This is a genomic window from Rhodococcus sp. WB1 (genome assembly GCF_001700945.1).
In the GTDB taxonomy this organism is placed as follows: Bacteria; Actinomycetota; Actinomycetes; order Mycobacteriales; family Mycobacteriaceae; genus Rhodococcus; species Rhodococcus aetherivorans.
Map to the genome: position 1 here is coordinate 182136 of NZ_CP015530.1, position 20201 is coordinate 202336.

The window sequence follows — 20201 nt, forward strand, 5'->3', positions numbered from 1 at the left end:
CCCCGCACCGGCACCGCGTAAGCCGACCGGCCGGAGATGACGGCCGGGCCGCCTGTGCGCGCCGCGGCTGCGGGTCGGGCCTCTACGGGGTTCTCCGCCGGATCTTCTCCTCGGCGGAGGCGAATTCTCCACCGAGGATGCGCTCGGCCATCCGGCGACAGAAGACTTCGTTCTCGTAGCCCTGATTGCCGTCGGTGGCGACGATGTTGCCGTTGACGACGAGCTGCCATCCCCATTTGCCGTCTGCTCGTTCGACGATGATCCTCTGCGCCATCGGCTCCTCCGTGGTGCGAGCGTCGGGTGATCGAGTCGAGCGCATACCCGAACCCGCCTCGGTCAAACGTTTTTCGGGTCTTTCCCCACATCCGGGACAGACTGGCGACCACGGAGGTGATCTGCCTCGACCGGCATGAGCGATACCGCTGCACGTTCCCGTGCGGCTGGTGCGTCGTCGCGCAGCGACGCTGCGCCACCTGTAGTGGGCGCACCAATGGGATGGTCTTCTGTTCCAACGAGGCATACGCACAGCGGCAGTGGCGCATCATGGACGCGGGAGTTGCCTGCGGTCACTTCGGTACGCAGCCATGACCGCGGCAGCTCCCGCCCGGGGCCGGGCAGCAAGCGAGGTCGGAACGCTCGCCGTAGCGCGGTGCCGGCGGCACCTCGACCTCGCTTTGCCCTGGTGCCCGGGCGGTGCCTTGCCTGCGCGATTGCTACCCGACCGTATGTCTACCCGGGCGGGCACCTTGGTGCGGCGGAAACGTCCGGCCATAGCCATATCGGGTGAGGTGCCGCAACTGGCCAGTGGGGCATGTTCAGTGTGCCTGCCGCGCAGTGCTCTCGAGTGCTCAGCGGTGACGGGGCAGGCGCACGATGTGGAGGAAGAAGTTGTCGATCCGGCGTATCACGTCCGCGAACTGGGCGAAGTCCACCGGTTTGGTGATGTAGGCGTTGGCGTGCAGCCGGTAGCTGCGCAGCAGATCCTCCTCCGCCGCGGAGGCGGTGAGCACCACCACCGGGATCTGCCGCAGTTCGGGATCCGCCTTGATCCGGGCGAGAACCTCGCGGCCGTCGTACCGGGGCAGGTTCAGATCGAGCAGGATCAGATCGGGCCGCGGCGCATCGGAGTAGGGGCCGCGCCGGAACAGAAAACTCAACGCCTGCTCACCGTCGCGTACGACGTGCAGCGTGTTGGTGAGTTTGTGCTCGTCCAACGCTTCGCGGGTCATCAACTCGTCACCGGCGTCGTCTTCGACCAGTAGGACGACGATGGGCTCGGCGGGCTCGGTCATGCGCCGGACTCCCGGGGTCAGGGGGCATCGAACGTCCTCGACGGTACGCGGTGAGGCCGCGCCTGCGCTCGGGCCGTGCCGCCGCGGCACCGCGATGATCCCATCGGCACCACTGTCACAGCCACCACTGTCACAGCCACCACTGTCACAGCGCAGAACGGATGGTTCGACGCCGGGGCTGAGGATCGTGTGGCCCGTTCCGTCGGAAGGCTAGGGAAGCGGTGGAGCCGACAGCGGTGGCGTCGGTCGAGCGCCTCTCGACCTGGCACGATTTCCGGACAGTGATTCACCCGAGCCGTGGCGGGTACCCGCAGTCACTCCCTACTACGTCCGAGGCCACAGTGTTCGAACCGTCCGCTACGTCGAGTCGGAGTTCTCTACTGTCCACCAAGCCGGGAGCGACGGCATCTCCAGCGCGAAAACCCGAGGGTGCTCGCGCGCTCGTGTCGTGGGCGGCGGCATCGACGGCAGCAGGGAGCGTCGGCCTCGGCGCTGCACCGTCCACACGCGGCCGGCACCTGCCTTCTTCTCCTGTGGCCGAGGCGGGCGCGGGGGACCGGTCGTGCACCCGGAGGAGGTGAGCTGTTTCATGTCGGGTATCGAGCAAGCCGTTCTCGGTGACTGGCACGCAGCTGCCCATGCGGCGGTGAAGGCACTGTTGCTGTTTTTGACCGCGGCCGCCGTCTTCCGGGTGACCGTGCGCCGCACATTGGCCGAATGCGCACCGTTCGACTGGGTTGCCGTCGGTGCGGCCGGCGCGGTCGTAGGGCGTACGGCCACCGCCACCGACGCGTCGTGGTTGACCGGTACCGCGGCCCTGTTGGCGCTGCTGGCCGCCCATGCGGTGGTCGCGCGAGCTCGCTTCGTTCCGGGGATACGTCGGTGGGTCGACCCCCCGGTACAGGTGTTGATCCACGATGGGCGTATCGACTATCGCACGCTGCGCCGCTGCGGCCTGACCGTTGACGATCTCGAGGCGATCTTGCGCCAGCACGGTTACGACGACGCGGCCTCCGTTCGGCTGGCCGTGGTCGAAGCGCGTGGTGCGGTCTCCGTCCTGCCGAGGAGCCCGCTCGACTCGTCGCAGTCGTGAACGGTGAGGGGCAGGCCGATCGCCGAGAATGACGGTGCCGGACCCGGGACGTTGCGGCGCAAGAGACGAACGCCCGATCAGCCGGTAGAGCCGTGCCGCAGGGAATTTCGTGCGGGCGGCTCGCCGTCCCCGGCTCGCCTGTCCCCGGCGTGCCACCGCCCGCGGCGGGACGCAGCCGGACCCCGCCCGCGGGGGTCCGAGGCGATAGTGCGCGTCCTCCGGGTTCACCGGCGTCACCGTGGGTATCTCCTCTGCCGTGTCGACCCGGACAGTGCGGTGATGGAGTGGTGCGGTGATCTTTGCCCTGACGTTCGGGCTTGCGTTGTTGCTGGCGGTGCTGCTCTCGGCCCTGTCGGAGCGCAGCCCGCTGTCGACGTCGCTGATCTTCCTCGTCGCCGGTCTGGTGGCCGGTCCGCTGGCCCTCGACGCCGAGCACCTGAGCGCACCGGTTATCCGGGAGATCGCCAGCATCGCGCTGTTCGCGGTGCTGTTCGCCGACGGACAGCAGGCGCCGATACACGTATTGCGCCGGCAATGGGTCGGACCGACCCGGGCGCTGGTGATCGGGATGCCCCTGACCTTCGCCCTGGTGGCGGTGCTGGCACATCTGCTTCTCGGTCTGGATTGGGTCACCTCGATGCTGCTCGGCGCGATCCTCGCCCCTACCGACCCGGTGTTCGCGGCGGCTCTGGTGGGCCGCGACGATGTGACCCCGCGCCTGCGCAGCCTGCTCAACATCGAAAGCGGCCTCAACGACGGGCTGGCGCTGCCCGTGGTGGTGCTCTTGATCGTGGCGCTCGGCGGTATCGCGCCCGGGGAGAGCGCCGAAGTGGGACCGTTGCTGCTCGAAGTCGGCCTCGGCGGGGTGCTCGGTGTGGTGTTGCCGCTGGTCGCGGCCGCGCTGGTGCGGCTGCCGTTCTTCGGTGTCGAGCCGCGGGTGCAGCCGCTGGGTCCGCTGGCGGTGGCGGTGTTGTTGTTCGTCGCCTGCGAGACGGCGGGGGCGAATCTGTACCTGGCGGCGTTCACCGCAGGCATCACTTTCGCCAGCGTCAGCCCCACCGCCTCGGCGGCGTTCGCCCCGGTGGGAGAATTCGTCGGGGAGCTGTCCAAGAACGGTGCGCTGCTGGCGTTCGGGGCGCTGGTCAGCCCGGTGCTGCTCGCAGAAGTAGGGATTGCCGGCTGGATCTTCGCGGTCCTCGTACTCGTCGTCGGCCGACCGGTGCCGGTGATGATCTCGCTCCTCGGTACCCGCACCTTGAATTTTCGAGAGCGCCTGGCCGCGGCGTGGTTCGGCCCGAAAGGATTCGCCTCGGTCGTCTACGGATTGCTGGTGCTCGAATCCGACGTCCCGGAAGAAACCCACGTGCTGGCGTTGGTGGTGGCCACCGTTATCGTCTCGATCACCCTGCACAGCACCACCGACGTCCCGGTCGCCGCGGCGCTGCGCCAACGCGCAGGCGACGCGCCGGCCGCGGCCGGGCGCGGCAGCACCGTCACCGCAGATCCGTAGGCGTGGATGCCGGCCTCGAGAACACCGGAGCGCACCACAGTCCCGTGACGACGAAAGTCCCCACCGGCGCGCCGGTGGGGACTTCCACGGATCGGGGCGTGCGGTCGCCTCACGGCGAAAGGCGCAACGCAGCTCCAGCCCGACGGTCGTCTGCGAAGGCATCGAAGTTGAGCCCGGGGGACACGGTCACGTCCCGATCCGCGGTATTCAACACACCCGGGCGTGGCGGCATTCCGGCACGGAGGTGCCGTCGATCACAGGATCGTGTCCGGCCGCCTGTGGCATCTGCAGTGCCGACGGCATGTGCGGCGCGGCCGCGACGGCAGTGCGGATGAGGCAACCTTGATGCCATCGAGTACACGGAGCACGGCGGCGATTTCGTTGCCGGCAGCGGATTTCCCAGTCGGCCCCTCAGGTGTGCGCGGCGGACCGGCATGAGCGTCTCAGCCGAGATCAGCCCCGTCCGCGCCCACCCTTCGAGCCGAGCCCGAGGTATCGGCGGCGCGTCTGCGAACAGCTGCGTTACATCGGCATGTGCATCATGGGCATCCCACCCATTTGGTGGAGCCACATCATCAACTGGTGCAGCAAGGTGTGTGCCTGATCCATCATGCCCACCATGTTCACGGCCGTGTCCTTTCCTGAAAAGGGGTCGCTCTCTTGAGTGCTTCACTGAAACCTTGTGATCCCCTTGAGTTGCCGCCTCGAATCCGAGAACTGAACTTCTTCACCCGATTCTCACAAGACGTCGAGGTTCGGTGCCCGGACCGGCAGAAGTGATTTGCAGTGACGGCGCCGCCGGAGCTGTGCCGCTCGAACAGCCACGACTCGGGGGAGCAGTGCCGGATGTCGGATGCGAATCCTGTGAACGGACCGTCCAGGTCTTCGGTGTCAGCCCACTTGTCGGTGACGACGGTCGCGGCGTCGTGCAGTTCACCACCAACTGGTGGGCGTAGTTGTTCCCGGCCAGGGGGTGGTTGATCGGCGCGCCGCAGGCCTCGGCTTTCAGCCCATGAGAACCCGACGGGTGGCGTTCGGCGAAATTCGAGCACACGATGACGATGCAGTCGGCATACCGGAGGTCTTGGCCGAACATGGCGGCGCGGCGGCCGAAAGACGTGCCCGGACCGACGACGGTGAAACCGTGACCCACGTGCCTCCGGTTCCCGATCGGCACGACACCGAGGCCGGTGAACAGCTTCTTCATCGGGCAATTCCCCTCGTTACCGAGGCCGGTGCCGAAACCGACGATCCCCAGCATGCGGATGCACCGGCGCCCGTCGTGTTCTTCTGCCAGCTCTCGCGCTCGGTGCGGAGCCTCCGTGCGACGACCATGTCCGTCAACTCCACCGCGGCGTGGATGTCGAACATCGGGTCACGCTCATCGGAGCAGCACCCGCTGCGCCGACTGCATCACCGTGCGGTACACCCCGCCGAATGCGCCATCGCGGGCGAGCGCGGCACGGGCGGCGTTGGCCCCCGGGGCGCCGTGCACCGCCCCACCAGGGTGAGCTGAGGCGCTGGCCAGGAACAGACGGTCGACCGGGGTGTCGGCGCGGCCCAGCCCTGGGGTGGGGCGGAAGATCAGCTCCTGGTGGATCGCTGCGGTGCCCTGATTGATCGCCCCGCCGACGAGGCTCGGATTGTGGTGCTGGAGATCCTCGGGGCTCTGGATCGCCCGGGCGGCGATCCGGCCGGTGAATCCGGGGGCGTGCCGCTCGACGGTGGCCTCGATCCGGTCGGCGAAACGCTGCAGCAGATCCCCGGTCCAGTCGATACTGCGGGGCACGTGGGTGTACGCCCACACCGATTCTGTTCCCTGAGGCGAGCGTGTCGGGTCGGCGGTGGTCATCTGTCCCATCAGGACGAACGGACGGTCCGGGAGGACGCTATTGCGCAGCTGGGTGTGATACGTCGCGAGTCCGTTCATGTCGACGCCGAGGTGGATCGTTCCGGCCCCGGTCGCCTCGGGGTTCGACCACGGGACCGGACTCGACAGCGCCCAGTCGATCTTGACGGTGCCGTCGTCCCACTGGAAGCGCCGCAGATCGTCGACCAGGCGGGCCGGTAGGTGCTCTTCTCCGATGAGACGGCGATACAGTGCCGGGGCCGCAACATCGGCGAGCACGGCTCGCGTCGCCCGGATCTGTTCACCGTGAATGTCTCGGACGCCGATCCCTCGACCGTTCCGGACGAGGATGCCGGTCACTTCGCGGTTGCATTCGACGACTCCTCCGCGATCGGTGAGCCGGCGCACCAACGCAGCGGTGATGCCGCCGGCTCCACCCTCGGGAACCGGGAATCCGACGGTTTGCCCCAGCATGGTCAGCAGCCATCCGAACATGGCGCCGGCCGCGTCGTCGGGGCCGAGCTCGCTGTGGACGGCGCTGCCGGCGAACAGGATTCGCGCACCCCGACCCTGGAAGGTCTCGTGGCCGAACCGGCGGACCGGCAGCAGGAACCGCCGCACGAGCCGGAGCGTCTGCGCGGTCCCGAGGGTGCGCACGAGCGCCGTGGTCGACCGGATCGGCGGAAACGGCTGCAGCAGGGCCGCGAGCAGGTCGTCGCCGATGCGGTGCCACAGCTCGACCTCGCCGTGCCAGGCCTGCGCATCGGCCGGTGCGAACCGGCCTACCGCGGCTGCCGTGCGGTCGACATCTCGGGACAGCACCGCTACTTCGTCGTCGGGCAGGATGTGTGCCAGCACGTCGGGGGCGTGCCGCCAGCGCAGCCCGTACCGGTCGAGTTCGAGGCCGGCGATCACCGGGGAGGCAGCACCGAGGGGATAGAAGGCGCTGCACAGGTCGGTCCGGAAGCCGGGTGCGGTGAGTTCGGCACTGCGCACCGATCCACCGGGTTCGTCGGCGGCTTCGAGGACGAGCACGCTCCATCCCGCATCGGCCAGCAGGTTGGCGGCGACGAGCCCGTTGGGTCCGGCGCCGATCACGACCGCGTCGAATCGCCGCACCTCTAACTCCTTTCCTGGTCGGAGCGCCGGGACGACGGGGGGACGGGGCGGTGCTCCGCGCCGGACGTCGCCGAGTGTTCCCCGCGGTGTGCGGTGTCCTCGGCGACGCGAGTGCCACGCCCGGCCCCGAACGGGTGCACGTGGGCTTCGGCGCGGAGCCGGTCGACCATGTGCGGGTAGTGCAGCTCGAACGCGGGCCGCTCGGAGCGGATACGCGGCAGCGCGTAGAAGTTGTGCCGCGGCGGCGGGCAGGTGGTCGCCCACTCGAGCGAGTTGCCGTAGCCCCACGGATCGTCGACCGTGACCGGCACCCCGTACCGGTAGCTGCGGAAGACGTTCCACAGGAACGGCAGCGTCGAGGCACCGAGCACGAACGCGCCGATGGTCGAGATCGTGTTGAGGGTGGTGAAGCCGTCGGAGGGCAGGTAGTCGGCGTAGCGGCGCGGCATGCCTTCGGCGCCGAGCCAGTGCTGGACCAGGAACGTGGTGTGGAAGCCGACGAAGGTCATCCAGAAGTGCCACGTGCCGAGGCGCTCGTCCATCAGTCGCCCGGTCATCTTCGGGAACCAGAAGTAGATGCCCGCGTAGGTGGCGAACACGATGGTTCCGAAGAGCACGTAGTGGAAATGCGCGACGACGAAGTAGGTGTCCGTGACGTGGAAGTCGAGTGACGGGCTGGCGAGGACGACGCCGGACAGGCCACCGAACAGGAAGGTGACGATGAAGCCGATCGAGAACAGCATCGGCGTCTCGAAGCTCAACTGTCCCTTCCACATGGTGCCGATCCAGTTGAAGAATTTCACGCCCGTCGGGATGGCGATCAGGAACGACGTGAACGAGAAGAACGGCAACAGGACGGCCCCGGTGGCGAACATGTGGTGCGCCCATACCGCCATCGACAGTGCTGCGATGGAGATGGTGGCGAAGACCAGGCCCTTGTAGCCGAACACCGGCTTGCGGGAAAAGACCGGCAGGACCTCGGTGACGATCCCGAAGAACGGCAACGCGACGATGTACACCTCGGGGTGGCCGAAGAACCAGAACACGTGTTGCCACAGGATGGCGCCACCGGTGGCCGGGTCGTAGATGTGGGCGCCCAGGTGCCGGTCGGCGGCCAGACCCAGGAGCGCGGCGGTCAGGATCGGAAAGGCCAGCAGCACCAGCAGGCTGGTGACGAGGATGTTCCAGGTGAAGATCGGCATCCGGAACATGGTCATGCCCGGCGCTCGCAGGCACACCACCGTTGTGACCATGTTGACCGCACCGAGGATCGTGCCGAGCCCGGACAGTGCCAGACCCATGATCCACAGATCCGCCCCCACTCCGGGGGAGTGGGCGAGGCCGTTGAGCGGGGCATAGGCGGTCCACCCGAAATCCGCGGCGCCGCCGGGGGTGACGAACCCCGCGACGGTGATGAGCCCCCCGAAGAGATACGCCCAGTAGCTGAAGGCGTTGAGCCGCGGGAACGCGACGTCGGGGGCCCCGATCTGCAGCGGCAGGATGTAGTTCGCGAACCCGAACACGATCGGGGTCGCGTAGAGCAGCAGCATGATCGTGCCGTGCATGGTGAACAGCTGGTTGTACTGCTCGTTCGACAGGAACTGCAATCCCGGCACCGCGAGCTCGCCCCGGATGAGCATCGTCATCAGTCCGCCGAGGAGGAAGAAGCCGAAGGCGGTGCTCAGGTAGAACACGCCCAGCATCTTCGGATCGGTGGTGGTGACGGCCGCGACGATCGCCGCGCCCTTGCGGCGGAAGCGCGACGGGTAGGGGCGGGCCGCGGGAACGAGACGCAGGTCTGTCGGTGTCATGGGTCTGCCGCTACGAACTCGCGTCCGAACCCGGGGGTTCGACGTTGCCGCGCCAGGCGCCGGTCGCGAAGCCGCGGGCTTCGACGAGGTCTTTGAACCGCTGCATGTCGCCTTCGACGCGGCGGCGGATGATCCCGGTCTTGTCGGCAACGGTCTCGGTGACGGTGCCGGGGTCGATGTCCATCTGCGCGGTGATACGGCAGTGGGTGTCGTCGAGCCGGTGGAAGGTGACGACCCCGGCGTGACGGACCAGGCCGTCCGATTTCCAGGCGATGCGCTGATCGGGGTGCTGTTCGGTGATGGTGGCGTGGAAATTGCGGGCGGTGAGGCCGATCTTGATGATCCACAGCAGGTGGGTGTCGTCGAGCTGTTGGACGGATTCGACGCCTTCCATGAATTGGGGGAAGCTCTCGAACTGGGTCCATTGGTTGTAGGCCACGGACACGGGCACGGCCACGTCGATGGATTCGGTGATGGTACTCATGGCGATCGGTTACCCCTTCCTATGTTCTGTACGCACGATGCGTGCTGCACCAGGTCGTTCGTCCCCCCCTGGGGTCTTTTCCGTCGCCTCGCCGTGCACTGCTGCGGCGAGGACCTGGGCGGTGTGCAGAGGGGCACTGCCGGGCTCGAGGTCACATAGTTGGGTGCGGCAGCTGAATCCGTCGGCGAGGATCAGCGTGCCGGCATCGGCTCCGCGGACCGCGGGAAGCAGTTTGTCTTCGGCGCATGCGACGGAGACGTCGTAGTGTCCGCGTTCGAACCCGAAATTCCCTGCCAAACCGCAACATCCGGCATCGAGGACGTCGACGTCGACGCCGGCGTTCTCAAGGGCGTCGCGGTCGGCCGCATACTTCAGGACGGCGTGCTGGTGGCAGTGCGGCTGAAGCAGCGCCGCAGCGTTCAGAGGCGGGGGATGCCAGTCCGGAGCCTTGTCGCGCAGCAGTTCCCCGAGAGTGACGGTCTGTCCGGTGAGGCGGCGCGCGTCCTCGTCGCCGTACAGCAGTTGGGGAAGGTCGGCGCGGAACACCGCCGCACAACTCGGTTCGAGCACGACAATCGGGGTGCCGGCCCGCAGGGCCGGTTGCAGGGTCCGGACGGTTCGCCGGAGCACGCGTTTCGCCGTGGCGAGCTGTCCTGTGGAGATCCAGGTCAGCCCGCAGCATGCCGTACGGTCCGGTATCCGGACGTCGAAGCCGGCGGCCTCGAGGACGGTCACGGCATCGTGGGCGATCTGCGGGTCGAAGTTGTCGGTGAAGGTGTCCGGCCACAGCACGACAGTGCCGCGCTCGCCGCCCCGCTGTGCCGGGGGGCGGGGAGCGAACCCGTCCCGGAAGCGCTGCCGGGCGAAGCGCGGCAGCGCCCGGCGCGGATCGATGCCACCGGCGGCCCTGAGGGCACTGGCCAGACCCGGGGTGTGGGTGAGAGTGTTGATGAGGCCGGGGGCGGTGGCGGCCAGGCGTGCCCACACCGGGAGCCATCCCATCGAGTAGTGCGCGAGCGGGCGGAACCGGTGGGCGTAGTGGTGGGAGAGGAACTCGGCCTTGTAGGTGGCCATGTCCACGTCCACCGGGCAGTCGCTGCGGCAGCCCTTGCAGGCCAGGCACAGATCGAGCGCGTCGCGCACGGCGGTCGACCGCCAGCCGTCCGTGATCACCTCCCCCTGCAGCATCTCGAACAGCAACCGCGACCGTCCGCGGGTGGAGTGCTCCTCCTCGCCGGTGGCGCGGTAGCTCGGGCACATGACCCCGGATTCGTGGCCGCGGCACTTACCGACGCCCACGCACCGCGCGGCCGCGTGACTGAAACGATGGCCGTCATCCGGATAGGCGAAATGAGTGCGCGGCTCGTGCGGACGATAGTTCACCCCCTGGCGCAGGTTCTCGTCGAGCCGGAACGGATGGACGACCTTGCCCGGATTCATGCGGTTGCGTGGATCGAACAGGTCCTTGAGCTCACCGAACGCGGCGACCAGGCGCTCACCGAACATGATCGGCAGCAACTCGGCGCGGGACTGCCCGTCGCCGTGCTCCCCGGACAGCGAGCCCCCGTAGTCGACGACCAGGTGGGCGCTGTCCTCGGCGAAGGCACGGTACTTCGCGATCCCGTCCGCGGTGCGCAGGTCGAACGGGATGCGGGTGTGCACACACCCCTGCCCGAAATGCCCGTACAGTGAGGCGGTTCCGTACCCGTACCGGTCGAGCAGGGCCCGGAAGTCACGCAGGTAGTCCCCGAGCCGGTCCGGGGGGACCGCCGCGTCCTCCCACCCCTCGTGGGTTTCCGGTTCGCCCGCGGGGTAGGCGGTGGCGCCGAGGCCGGCCTCTCGGGCCGCCCACATCTGCTTCTTGTGGGTGGCATCGTCGAAGACGGCCGCGTGGGCGCCGGTGCGGCGGCAGACGTCGTCGATCATCTTCTCCGCCCTGCCGTCGGCGTCGGCGCGGCTGTCGCCGTTGATCTGCACCATCAACCAGGCCGCGCCCTCCGGAAGTAGCCGCAGGGCGTTCTCGGCGAGGTGGCGGCTGTGCTCGAGCTGGGCCAGCCGGTGGTCGATGCCCTCGAGCGCGGCCGGGTCGTGCTGCACGACGAGCGGCACCGCGTCGGCGGCGGTGGTGATGTCGTCGAAGCCGAGGAGCACGAGCGCAGAGGCGGCCGGCCGGCGCACCAGCGTCAGTTCGGCGCGCAGCACCGTCACCAGTGTGCTCTCGCTGCCGACGAGCAGCTGGGCGACGTCGAAGTTCTTCTCCGGCAACAGCGAATCGAGGTTGTATCCGGAGACCCGCCGCGGGATGTCGGGATACCGCTCGCGGATGTCGTCGGCATAGCGATCCCGCAGCGCCCGCAGACCCCGGTAGATCTCCCCGCGACGCCCTCCCTCGTGCACGATGCGGTCGTACTCGTCGTCGTCGGTGGCCTGCACCCACATGCGCAGACCGTCGTAGGTCAGCACCTCGAGGCGACGGACCGAGTCGACCATCTTGCCGTACGCCTGCGCGCTCGACCCGCAGGAGTTGTTGCCGATCATGCCGCCGATCGTGCAGCTGACGTGCGTGGACGGTTTGGGACCGACCCTCCAGCCGGACGGCGCCAGTGCATCGTTGAGGTCGTCGAGCTTGATGCCCGGCTCCACCAGCGCTGTGCCGGCCTCGTCGTCCACGGCGAGCACCCGGGTGCAGTACTTGCTCCAGTCGAGGACGACCGCGACGTTGCAGCACTGCCCGGCCAGGCTCGTGCCCCCACCGCGGGACAGCACCGGCACGTCGAACTCGCGGCAGACGTCCACCGTCTCGACCGCGGCTTCGGGTGTTCGGGGCACCACCACACCGATCGGGACCTGCCGGTAGTTGGACGCATCGGTCGAATACGTCGCCCGCGATCCGGCGTCGAAGCGGACCTCGCCGTCGACCCGCGCGCGCAGCGCTGCGGCGAGCGCGTCGAACAGCAGGGCGCCACCCGTGCCGTGTGTCCCCGCGGTGCTCGCATCCGTCGCGTTCGTCCCGGTCGTGTTCGTCACCACCGTGGCCGCCTTTCCGTGTTCCGGCCCGTCACCGGACCCGATAGCGCTCGAGGTCCGCGGTGCGGGGTGTCAGTCCGTGGCCGACGGCGCCGTCGTCCGGGTGCAGCACGCCGCCGGCCGGGTCGAGAGTGCCGTCGAAGCACATCGATTCGATGCGGACGTGGTCGTGGAACCATTCGAGATGGCGCAGGTTCGGTGTGGCGGCGGCGACGTGTACGTGCAGATGCGGCGCGCAGTGCCCCGAGACCTCGAGCCCGTGCGCCGCCGCGACCGCCGCCACCCGCAGCCATTCGGTGATCCCGCCGCAGCGAGAGACGTCGGCCTGGAGGCAGTCGACGGCACCCGCCGCACACATGCGCCGGAAATAGGGGAGGTCGTAGCCGTATTCACCGGCGGTGACCTCGGGGCGGACCGCGTCGCGCACCTGCCGCAGGCCGTCGAGATCGTCCGAGGACACCGGCTCCTCGAACCAGCGGATGTCGTACTCGGCGGCCTCGTCCATCACGCGGATCGCTTGCTTACGGGTGTACCCACCGTTGGCATCGACGAACAACTGTGTCTCGTCGCCCACCACCGCTCGCGCTCGGCGGATACGGTCGAGATCCCGGGCGGTTTCGGTGCCCCAGCTCTCGGCGATCTTGATCTTGACCCGGGAGATGCCGCGGCTTGTCCAGTCCGACAGTTGCCGCTCGAGCTGGGCGTGGTCGTACGTGGTGAATCCACCACTGCCGTATACGGGGACGGCGTCGCGCACCGCGCCGAGCAACCGGTGCAGCGGCAACGACAGCAGCCGCGCCTTCAGATCCCACAAGGCCACGTCGACCGCGGACAGAGCGCACGCGGCGATGCCGGGACGGCCCGCATTGCGCAGCGCACGGACCATGGCCTCGTGGGCACCCGCCACGTCCTCTTCGCGGCGTCCGACGACCGCGGGGGCGAGGAGGTCGGTGACGACGGCCGCGCACGCCACCGGACCGTAGGTCCATCCCATGCCGGTGCAGTTCGCCGCGTGGGCACGCACCAGCACCATGGTGGTGCTGTCCCAGGCGAGGGTGCCGTCCGCTTCGGGGGCGTCGGTGGGGATCGTGTAGGCCTCGACGGTGAGGGCCGTGACAGTCATGGCGATACTCGCGGCCGGTCGTCAGGTGCTCGTGTGGGGCATGAATTCCTGGGCCTTGGTTCGGATGCCTTCCTTGACGAAGTCCCAGCCGTCCTCGTCCCCGCCGAGCACCGCAGCGGTCGCGGCCTTGAACTGTTCCCAGGTGGCATGCGGGGGGATGGGGGGCATGTTCGGATCGGTGTGCACGTCGAGGACGGTGGGCCGATCGGCCGACAGTGCGGCGTCCCAGGCTCCGCCTACGTCGTCCGGATCGGTGACGGTGATCGCCTGCATGCCCAGACTCGACGCGAAAGCTGCGTAGTCCACGTCCGGAAGAGTCTGGGATTCGGCGAATTTCGGTGCACCGGACATGGCCCGCATCTCCCAGGTGACCTGGTTGAGGTCGTTGTTGTGCAGGACCGCGACGATCAGCCGGGGATCGCTCCAGCTCTGCCAATAGTGCTTGATCGTGATCAGCTCGGCCATCCCGTTCATCTGCATCGCGCCGTCGCCGGCGAAAACGATTACCGGCCGCTCGGGGTGGCCGAACTTGGCGCCGATCCCGTACGGCACCCCGGGACCCATCGTCGCCAGCGTGCCCGACAACGACCCGCGCATCCGGCCGCGGAAACGCAACTGCCGGGCGTACCAGTTCGCGGACGAACCCGAATCCGCGGTGACGATCGCGTCGTCGGGCAGCCGCGGGGAGAGTTCGGCGAACAACTTGAGCGGATTCACGGGATCGGCCGGCACCGCGGCCTCCATCTCCATGGTTTCCCACCACCGCGCGACGTCGGACTCGATCTTCTCCCGCCAGGCGCGGTTCTTTTTCCGCCTCAGGTGCGGAATCAGCGCTCGGAGCGCGGTACGCGCATCCGCAACCAGATTGACCTCGTTGGGGTAGCGCATGCCGACGAGCCGGCCGTCGATGTCGATCTGCACCCCGCGGGCCTGGCCGTACTCGGGCAGGAACTGGGTGTACGGGAAGCTCGAGCCGATCGTCAGCAGAGTGTCGCACTCGCGCATCATCTCGTAGCTGGGCCGGGTGCCCAGCAGGCCGATGGAGCCGGTCACCCACGGTAGTTCGTCGGACAGTACATCCTTGCCCAGCAACGCCTTGGCTGCCCCGGCGCCGAGCAGATCGGCCACCTGCTCGATCTCCGCCCGGGCACCGCGGGCCCCGTTGCCCACCAGCAGGGCCACCTTCTCGCCGTGGTTGAGGATCTCGGCGGCGCGGGCGATCGCCTCGTCGTCCGGGGCGACGGTGGGCCAGTCGACACCGAGACTCGACGGGACCATCTTGAACTCGTGTGTCGGCGGCGAATAGTCCAGTTCCTGCACGTCCGCGGGAACGATCAGTGCCGTGGGGGCGCGCTGAGTGAGGGCGATCCGGATCGCCCGGTCGAGCACATTGGGGAGTTGTTCGGGCACGGTGACCATCTGCACGTAGTCGCTCGCGACGTCCTTGTAGAGGCTGAGCAGGTCGACCTCCTGCTGGTAGGACCCGCCCATCGCGCTGCGATTCGTCTGGCCGACGATCGCCACCACGGGCACGTGGTCGAGTTTGGCGTCGTACAGACCGTTGAGCAGGTGGATCGCGCCCGGACCCGACGTCGCCATGCAGACCCCGAGGCGGCCGGTGAACTTCGCATAACCGACCGCTTCGAAGGCGCTCATCTCCTCGTGCCGGGACTGCACGAACTGCGGGCTGTTGCCGGCTCTACCCCATGCGGCGAGCATTGCGTTGATGCCGTCACCGGCGTAGGCGAACACGTGCTCGACGCCCCAGGAGCGGAGCCGCTCGAGTAGATAGTCGGCTACCTTTGCGCTGGCCATCGGTGCCTCCTTGTCGGGTGACACTGCGTGCATTTCGAATGTCGGTGGGCGAGTCCGGTTCGAACCGATCCGGGTGGCGCGAGGCGTGCATCCGCTGCGCCGTCCACCGTGGTCGACGTCGGTAGTGGCTCGCGGGGTTGTTCGTTCGGAGTCCCGCATCGGGGTGGCCGAGCCCACTAGGGACCATGATTGTCCTTGCGCACGAGTCCGGCAACCGATAGACAAAGGTTGCGGAAGAACAACCATTGCGAGTAGCAAGATAGGGACGGTGTGATACGGCCGCGCAACTCTTGTCGGCCGTCCCCGAGTTCACGAATCGAAGCGGAGTCCATGGTTCCCATTCCTCGGTTCGACGCAGATGTCGCACCGGACGCAGATGTCGCCCCGCACGTGCTGCGGGAGTACTCCTTCGTTGCCGATGGTGAGCGAGGAGCTCTGATCGGTCCGCGCGGGGATTTCGCATGGATGTGCGCCCCGCTGTGGCATTCCGAGCCGGTGTTCTCGACTCTGCTCGGCGGAACCGGGACGTACGTCGTCGCTCCGGATACCTCCCGGTTCGTGTGGGGTGGCTACTACGAGGACGGCACCCTGATCTGGCGCAGTCGATGGGTGGACAACGGCATCGTCGAATGCCGCGAGGCTCTCGCCATGCCCGCAGATCCGCACACGGTAGTGATCCTTCGCCGCCTGATCGCCGTCGAGGGCGACGCCCGACTGCGGGTGGCACTGCGAGTCCGGGTGGGCTACGAAGGTCGGGGTATGGAGTGTCCGACGCTCCGCGACGGCGTGTGGCATGCGCGGGCCGGCCCGTTGCATCTGAGGTGGCAGGGTGCCGGCACGGCCACTTCGAGCGCCACCGGTTTCGAAATGCGGCTGGAACTGCACTCGGGCCGCACCCATGATTTGCTGCTCGAAATCTCCGATCGCCCGTTCGCCACGGCGACGCCCTCTGCTGAAGCCGTGTGGCGCCGCACGGAGCAGGCATGGGCGGCTGCGACAGCACCGATCCACGGCACACTCGCCGACCGGGATGCACGCCACGCGACCGCCGTTCTGACGGGCCTGACCAGCGACAGCGGTGGCATGGTGGCCGCCGCGACCACCGCCTTGCCCGAACGAGCCGCTCAGGGCCGCAACTACGATTACCGGTACTGCTGGATCCGTGACCAGTGCTATGCCGGTCACGCGACGGCGGTCTACGGCCCGCATCCTCTGCTCGACGCCGCGATCAACTTCGTCAGCGACCGCCTGCTCGCCGACGGCCCCCAACTGAAGCCGGCCTACACCGTCGGCGGAGGTCCGGTCCCTTCCCAGAGCACTCCGCCGCTACCGGGATACCCGGGGGGCAAAGTCGTCGTCGGCAACTGGGTGAACCAGCAATTCCAGCTCGACACGTTCGGAGAAGCGCTGTTGCTTTTCGCCGCCGCATCCCGCCGCGACCGCTTGGAACAACCGCACTGGCGTGCCGTGGAGGCTGCCGCGGCGGCCATCGAGTCGCGATGGACAGAGCCCGACGCCGGAATCTGGGAATTGCACACCCGTCGCTGGACACATTCGACATTGACGTGTGCAGCCGGGCTGCGGGCCGTTGCCGCGGTCGCCCCCCGCATCCAGCGCGATCATTGGAGCAGCCTCGCCGACACGTTGACCAGGTCCGCTGTGACCGAATGCGTCCATCCCTCCGGAAGATGGCAACGCGCTCCCGATGACGAACGGGTCGACGCAGCACTGCTCCTTCCCACCCTCCGAGGAGCCCTGCCACCGGACCATCCGACGAGCCGGCACACACTCGACGCTGTCCGCACGGAACTCGGCCGCGACGGCTATGTGTACCGCTTCCGACACGACGACCGTCCTCTCGCGGAGGCGGAAGGGGCCTTCTTGCTCTGCGGGTTCGTCATGGCGTTGGCCGACCATCAACAGGGCAACTCGTTCGAAGCCGTGCGCTGGTTCGAACGCAACCGCGCCGCATGCGGCTCGCCCGCGCTGTTCACAGAAGAATTCGATGTCATCGAGCGGCAACTGCGAGGCAACCTCCCCCAGGCCTTCGTCCACGCACTGTTACTCGAATCGGCTCAACGACTGGCGCGTCCTTGGAGATCCCGAGGATGAGGACAGCCGGTCGGTGACGGAAAGGACCGTTCCCATGACTACCTCTCCTACAGGTCAAGTCGTCGTCGTCACCGGCGCCAGCGCCGGAATAGGCCGTGCAGTGGCCCGTTCCTTCGGACACCGCCACGCCAAGGTGGTCTTGCTGGCACGAGGTGAACTCGGATTGGCAGCGGCCGCTCGGGAAGTCGAAGCCGCAGGCGGACAGGCACTGACCGTGCCCACCGATGTCGCCGACCCCGACGCGGTGGAGGCCGCCGCAGCTGCGGCCGAGGAACAGTTCGGCCGAATCGATGTGTGGGTCAACGTGGCGTTCACCTCGGTGTTCGCGCCCTTCACCGATATCTCCGCGGCCGAGTTCAAACGAGTGACGGAAGTGAACTACCTGGGTTTCGTCTACGGAACGATGGCCGCGCTGAGCAGGATGATGCCACGTGACCGCGGGACCATCGTCCAGGTCGGCTCAGCGCTCGCCTACCGAGGGATTCCGCTGCAGAGCGCCTACTGCGGCTCCAAGCACGCCATTCAGGGATTCCACGAAGCACTGCGGTGCGAACTCCTGCACGAGAAAAGCAACGTGCACGTGACGATGGTGCAGATGCCCGCGGTCAACACCCCGCAGTTCTCCTGGGTCTTATCGAGACTTCCTCGCCAGGCCCAACCGGTACCTCCGATCTACCAGCCGGAAGTAGCCGCTCGAGCGGTCCTGCACGCGGCGGACCATCCGCACCGTCGTGAATACTGGATAGGCGGCAGCACCGCCGCCACCCTCGCAGCCAACGCCATCGCTCCTGGTCTTCTCGATCGGTATCTCGCCCGGACGGGATACGAATCCCAGCAAACAGACCGACCCCGCGATCCGGATCAGCCGGTCAATCTCTGGCATCCCGCGGACGGACCGGAAGGCAAAGACTTCACCGCGCACGGCGCGTTCGACGACCGCGCCAAGACCTCGAGTGCACAAGCGTGGCTGTCCAGGCATCACGGACTGATCGCAACAGCACTGGGCGCGGTAGGCGCGGTCGGCGCTGCGGCACTGGTCGGCCGCCGAGTCGAGTCCTCACGGTAACCGCTGCCGAAGTCGGTCTTCCGAATTCACTCCAGCCGTCATGGTGCGAGCGGCCAGAGCAAGGTCAGCGCATCCCCGTGGGTGGGTTCTCCAGCAGCGGTCGCGAAGGCATCGAACGCAGACGCCAGACTGTCCCGCTCCTGCGCACTCAACCGCCGCAGCACGGCGGCGATGGCACAGCGACGGTGCTCAGTCACCGTCCGAACCAGCTCTGTCCCCTCGGGCGTCAACGTAAGCTCGAGATTGCGGCGATCGGACGGAGAATCGCGGCGGTCCAACAATCCCAGTTTGATCAATCGATCGACCGCTCGGCTGGCATTGGAGGGATTGACCTCCAATGCCTCCGCCACGGCAGCGAGATTGAGCGGTCCCCGAGTGCCGACCAACACGAGAATGCGCAACTGCGGGATGCTCACCCGGTCCTCGACCTCTGCCACCGACGTCGCCGCGATCCCGACCAGAGCACGCGACGCCCACATCACCGCGTCGACCTGAGTGTCGAACTTCTTTCCACCGCGGCGCTTCTGCGAGGCAGGACGAGCCGTCGAATCCATGGTGTCATCCTGCCCGTAGATTAGGTACACCAGCAACCATTGCGTCCCCGCAGTCATCGAGCCACTACAGTCCGCCCCGGTAGATTCAGCGCGTCGGCGGCACGCTCGGTGCTCGTCTTCGACGGTGTGACCCGGCAAGCTGGACCGAGGCCTCACCTCCTGACCGACCGGAATCCCGCACGCGGGAGACGATCGAAGCATTCTGCACGGCGTCAGGAGTCGCTCGAAGAACACACCGGTCCCCGATTCGGGCAGCACACCATCCCCCGGACCCGCGAGCACTCCGATGAGGATTCGCGAATCCCTGCATCCGGTTGCGGACTGCTGCACGCCCCGTTTCCCGGACTGGAAGCACCGTCAGAAGACTGAAAGAAGCCTCATGCGATGCTCCGCGGTCCGTCTTCCCCGAAGGAACGAATTTCGGGACTGCGCAACCCTGCCGGGCGCAGTCCGAACCAGCTGCTGTGCCGTGTCGCACGCTCGGGGCGGCACGAGCCGGAGATCGAACTCGGAAACCCCGCCGGAGAGAATGGGGGCACCTCCGGCGGGGTCTCGGTCACCGTGCGGGGGGTGCGACGGTGACTGTGGCAAACCCTACCGAAGAGCCGCGGCGCCGTGAGGGTGCTGTTCGCACCCGCGCACACCGGGCGGCCCCCGCAACCGGATCCTCAGGGGTAACCGCGGCGCGCTCGCGCTGGTGGCATCGCTGGCTGCGCTGCTGAACCGGCCACGCCTGACCGCGGCGCCGCTCCGGAACGGCCGGCCCCGGCTGATATGGCGGTACCCGTTCTCGGCGCAGGTAACCGGCCACCCGCCAGAGCCTGCCCGTGGAACCATGGGGTGATGGCCAACGAGCAACCCGGCGCCGGCAGCGGTGAGCCGGAGGGGGATTCGTTCGAGCGGCGCCTGCGCGAGGCACTCGAACACACCGCCCGCGAGATGCGCGACAAGCACGCCAGCCTGGACTGCACCTTCGAGGTGATCACCCACGCCGCGGTCGACCTGATTCCCGGGGGCGAGCACGCCGGCATCACCCTGGCCACCCGTGCCGCCGTCGCGGTGATCGCCGCACAACGCGAAGAGCAGTTCCGTAGTGCCCTGGCCTCCCGGGACATCATCGGCCAGGCCAAGGGCATCTTGATGGATCGTTTCTCCGTCGACGCCGACCGCGCCTTCGGGCTGCTGCGCCAACTCTCTCAGGACCGCAACGCACCACTCGTGGAGATCGCCCGCAAGCTTGCCGAAACCGAACATCCGCCCCAGGGGGAGCACCGGTCCTCCTGCGCCGCCCGTGTCCCCGTCCCCTCGGTGCCGCCTCGGGCTGTGCGGCGCCGGTCGCCTCGACG

Annotated in this window: 14 protein-coding genes and 1 pseudogene; 5 read left to right on the forward strand and 10 right to left on the reverse strand. The window is 67.9% G+C overall.

Translation table 11 applies throughout. The annotated features are described in order from the left end of the window. Positions 1-82: 82 nt before the first annotated feature. Entirely contained in the window at positions 83-274 is a 192-nt protein-coding gene (locus A4U64_RS27335) for a hypothetical protein (RefSeq protein WP_003936822.1), read from the reverse strand. Positions 275-848: 574 nt separating this feature from the next. Then, on the reverse strand, positions 849-1292 hold the full coding sequence (locus A4U64_RS27340) for a response regulator (RefSeq protein ID WP_065923711.1): 444 nt from the start codon (positions 1290-1292) through the stop codon (positions 849-851). Positions 1293-1881: 589 nt separating this feature from the next. Here A4U64_RS27340 and A4U64_RS27345 point away from each other — a divergent pair. Further along, a complete protein-coding gene (locus tag A4U64_RS27345) occupies positions 1882-2385 on the forward strand; it encodes a YetF domain-containing protein (protein WP_065923753.1) in 504 nt (167 codons plus the stop codon). A 292-nt stretch (positions 2386-2677) separates the two neighbouring features. Then, positions 2678-3895: a cation:proton antiporter domain-containing protein gene (locus A4U64_RS27350; RefSeq protein WP_065923712.1), complete on the forward strand. Its 1218-nt coding sequence runs from the start codon at positions 2678-2680 to the stop codon at positions 3893-3895. A 727-nt stretch (positions 3896-4622) separates the two neighbouring features. On the opposite strand, the gene A4U64_RS28410 is transcribed toward A4U64_RS27350, so the two are convergent. The 7 genes from A4U64_RS28410 to A4U64_RS27380 all read right to left on the reverse strand — a co-directional run bounded on the left by A4U64_RS28410 (position 4623) and on the right by A4U64_RS27380 (position 15123). Further along, the gene (locus tag A4U64_RS28410; protein ID WP_157127641.1) at positions 4623-5156 is read right to left on the reverse strand and encodes a hypothetical protein; all 534 of its coding nucleotides are present in this window, start codon (positions 5154-5156) and stop codon (positions 4623-4625) included. A 120-nt stretch (positions 5157-5276) separates the two neighbouring features. Continuing rightward, on the reverse strand, positions 5277-6863 hold the full coding sequence (locus A4U64_RS27355; protein WP_065923713.1) for a phytoene desaturase family protein: 1587 nt from the start codon (positions 6861-6863) through the stop codon (positions 5277-5279). 2 nt (positions 6864-6865) lie between these two features. Further along, complete coding sequence (gene ctaD, locus A4U64_RS27360; RefSeq protein WP_084648754.1) at positions 6866-8674, reverse strand: aa3-type cytochrome oxidase subunit I; 1809 nt, start codon at positions 8672-8674, stop codon at positions 6866-6868. Positions 8675-8684: 10 nt separating this feature from the next. After that, positions 8685-9158 (reverse strand): SRPBCC family protein, encoded by a 474-nt coding sequence (locus tag A4U64_RS27365; RefSeq protein ID WP_065923714.1) that lies wholly within the window; start codon positions 9156-9158, stop codon positions 8685-8687. Between the two features lie 9 nt (positions 9159-9167). Further along, entirely contained in the window at positions 9168-12116 is a 2949-nt protein-coding gene (locus tag A4U64_RS27370; RefSeq protein WP_232334236.1) for an FAD-binding and (Fe-S)-binding domain-containing protein, read from the reverse strand. A gap of 100 nt (positions 12117-12216) precedes the next feature. Further along, positions 12217-13308, reverse strand: a complete 1092-nt coding sequence (locus A4U64_RS27375) for an enolase C-terminal domain-like protein (RefSeq protein WP_065923716.1) — start codon at positions 13306-13308, stop codon at positions 12217-12219. 21 nt (positions 13309-13329) lie between these two features. Then, positions 13330-15123 carry a thiamine pyrophosphate-requiring protein gene (locus tag A4U64_RS27380; RefSeq protein WP_065923755.1) on the reverse strand — a complete coding sequence of 598 codons (1794 nt, stop codon included), beginning with the start codon at positions 15121-15123 and terminating at the stop codon, positions 13330-13332. A gap of 330 nt (positions 15124-15453) precedes the next feature. On the opposite strand from A4U64_RS27380, the gene A4U64_RS27385 reads away from it, so the two are divergent. Then, entirely contained in the window at positions 15454-17235 is a 1782-nt protein-coding gene (locus A4U64_RS27385; protein ID WP_065923717.1) for a glycoside hydrolase family 15 protein, read from the forward strand. Between the two features lie 34 nt (positions 17236-17269). After that, the gene (locus tag A4U64_RS27390; RefSeq protein ID WP_065923718.1) at positions 17270-18301 is read left to right on the forward strand and encodes an SDR family oxidoreductase; all 1032 of its coding nucleotides are present in this window, start codon (positions 17270-17272) and stop codon (positions 18299-18301) included. A 38-nt stretch (positions 18302-18339) separates the two neighbouring features. Here the strand turns inward: A4U64_RS27390 and A4U64_RS27395 are convergent, their stop codons facing one another. Continuing rightward, positions 18340-18855, reverse strand: a complete 516-nt coding sequence (locus A4U64_RS27395; protein WP_065923756.1) for a MarR family winged helix-turn-helix transcriptional regulator — start codon at positions 18853-18855, stop codon at positions 18340-18342. A 1023-nt stretch (positions 18856-19878) separates the two neighbouring features. On the opposite strand from A4U64_RS27395, the pseudogene A4U64_RS29000 reads away from it, so the two are divergent. Then, positions 19879-20100 (forward strand): annotated as a pseudogene (locus tag A4U64_RS29000) (ANTAR domain-containing protein); the annotation flags it as partial. Between the last annotated feature and the right edge of the window lie 101 nt (positions 20101-20201).

Coding starts and splice junctions, on each gene's coding strand:
- A4U64_RS27335 (WP_003936822.1), bottom strand. CDS start 274: ATGGCGCAGAGGATCATCGTCGAACGAGCAGACGGCAAATGGGGATGG.
- A4U64_RS27340 (WP_065923711.1), bottom strand. CDS start 1,292: ATGACCGAGCCCGCCGAGCCCATCGTCGTCCTACTGGTCGAAGACGAC.
- A4U64_RS27345 (WP_065923753.1), top strand. CDS start 1,882: ATGTCGGGTATCGAGCAAGCCGTTCTCGGTGACTGGCACGCAGCTGCC.
- A4U64_RS28410 (WP_157127641.1), bottom strand. CDS start 5,156: ATGCTGGGGATCGTCGGTTTCGGCACCGGCCTCGGTAACGAGGGGAAT.
- ctaD (WP_084648754.1), bottom strand. CDS start 8,674: ATGACACCGACAGACCTGCGTCTCGTTCCCGCGGCCCGCCCCTACCCG.
- A4U64_RS27365 (WP_065923714.1), bottom strand. CDS start 9,158: ATGAGTACCATCACCGAATCCATCGACGTGGCCGTGCCCGTGTCCGTG.
- A4U64_RS27375 (WP_065923716.1), bottom strand. CDS start 13,308: ATGACTGTCACGGCCCTCACCGTCGAGGCCTACACGATCCCCACCGAC.
- A4U64_RS27380 (WP_065923755.1), bottom strand. CDS start 15,123: ATGGCCAGCGCAAAGGTAGCCGACTATCTACTCGAGCGGCTCCGCTCC.
- A4U64_RS27385 (WP_065923717.1), top strand. CDS start 15,454: ATGGTTCCCATTCCTCGGTTCGACGCAGATGTCGCACCGGACGCAGAT.
- A4U64_RS27390 (WP_065923718.1), top strand. CDS start 17,270: ATGACTACCTCTCCTACAGGTCAAGTCGTCGTCGTCACCGGCGCCAGC.
- A4U64_RS27395 (WP_065923756.1), bottom strand. CDS start 18,855: ATGGATTCGACGGCTCGTCCTGCCTCGCAGAAGCGCCGCGGTGGAAAG.